Here is a 1,505-nt window from a genome sequence, read left to right as displayed (position 1 = left end):
CGGCAGGCCGGTGCCGGGGAGGGCGGCGAGCAGCTGGGCGACCAGGGCGTTGGCGGTGGCGACCACCTGGTCGACGTCGGAGACGACCGCCTTCACCAGGGCGTCCACCGCGGCCAGCACGTCGCCGACGAGGTCACGGGCGCCGGGCACGCTGCGGGCGACGCCCTGCGGGGCCGGGCTGAGCGCCACGGCGGGTGACGCGGACGGAGTGGGCAGCGCCGACTGGGACTCGGACCCCGAGGGGACCGGGGCGGGCGCCGAGGGAGCGGCGGGCGTGGCCGCATCGGCCGGAGCGGCCGGGACGGCCGGGGCCGCCGGGCTGGTGGCCGGGCTCGCGGCGGCTTCGGGAGTCGCGGCCTGGGCCGGATCGGCGGGTACGACGGCCACGGCAGGCGTCGCGGCCGTCGCAGGTACCGCCGCGTCGGCGGGCGTCGTCGGCTTCCCAGCGGCCGTCGGGTCGGCGGGCACCTCCGGCGCCGCAGGTGTCGTCGGCTCACCGGCAACACCCGGAACCGCGGGCGTCGTCGGCTCACCGGGGGCCTTCGCCCCGCCGAGCGTGCCCTCCGCCGCCGCCCGTACGACGGCCTGCTTCGCCGCGTCGCCGAGGCGCTCGGCCTCCGCCGCGGGCAGTCGGCCCTCCGTCAGTGAGCGGTCGAGCAGTTCGGCGACCGGCTTGGGCAGGGCGCCCGCGTGATCCAGGGCTCTGACCTGGGCGAGGAGTTTCGCGGCGCCGGGCAGGGCGGCCTGGGCGGCGGGGGCGTCGCCATGGCCTCGCGCGGTGTCGACGGCGACGGCGACCGGGCCGGTGAGCGCGGCGATGACGGCGGCGCTGAGGGCGGTGGACGCGAGGCGCCGTGCGGGCAGAGCACGCATGGGGGTTCCTTTCGGCTGGGCTTCGGGGTCTGAAAGCCCACCGTCAGTTCGCCCCATCCGCCCCGCAACCGCTCACTGGGCCACATGCCCCGTCCGGGCCCGTCCCTGCCCCGACCGGGGGACACGAGAACCGGCCGCCCACCGCCGCGACGGATGCGCGGAGTGGACGGCCGGTCGAAGGGGTGTGCGCCCCGGACGTCAGCCGTTGACGCAGGTGTTGCCGAACGCCGGGTTCAGCAGACCGATGACGTCGATGCTGTCACCGCAGACGTTGACCGGGACGTGGACCGGGACCTGAATGACATTGCCCGAGGCGACACCGGGCGAGTTGGCGGCAACGCCGTCCGCGCCGGAGGAGGCGGCGGCGGCACCGGCGGCGCCGGCGACGGCCGCGACGGCGGCAGAGGTCAGAACCAGACCCTTCGCGATACGCGACATGGAGAGGTGCTCCTTGAAATAGACACAAACATCCGGGCGACTGCCCGGCGTTGTGTCAACGCGTCCCGCTCCCCCGGGTTGTGCCGCCAAAGGGGTGATGTGCGACGGAGGCCGCCCGGAGGGGACGTGGCCGCCCATGCCGAAAACCCCCGCACGCATCCGCGCGGGGGTCCTGGGCGGCCACGTCCCCTCCG

At 76.4% G+C, this 1,505-nt stretch carries 2 protein-coding genes; both read right to left on the bottom strand.

What is annotated here, in order from left to right; genetic code table 11:
• Positions 1-873, bottom strand: an 873-nt coding sequence (locus tag CCN72_RS36445; RefSeq protein ID WP_086812623.1) for a hypothetical protein, incomplete at its 3' end; no start/stop codon positions are given.
• 198 nt (positions 874-1,071) lie between these two features.
• Positions 1,072-1,311 (bottom strand): chaplin, encoded by a 240-nt coding sequence (locus CCN72_RS36440; RefSeq protein WP_085564796.1) that lies wholly within the window; start codon positions 1,309-1,311, stop codon positions 1,072-1,074.
• Between the last annotated feature and the right edge of the window lie 194 nt (positions 1,312-1,505).

The sequence above is a fragment of the Streptomyces murinus genome, assembly GCF_002154555.1.
GTDB classification, from domain to species: domain Bacteria; phylum Actinomycetota; class Actinomycetes; order Streptomycetales; family Streptomycetaceae; genus Streptomyces; species Streptomyces murinus.
This window is presented reverse-complemented; position numbering and strand designations above follow the sequence as displayed.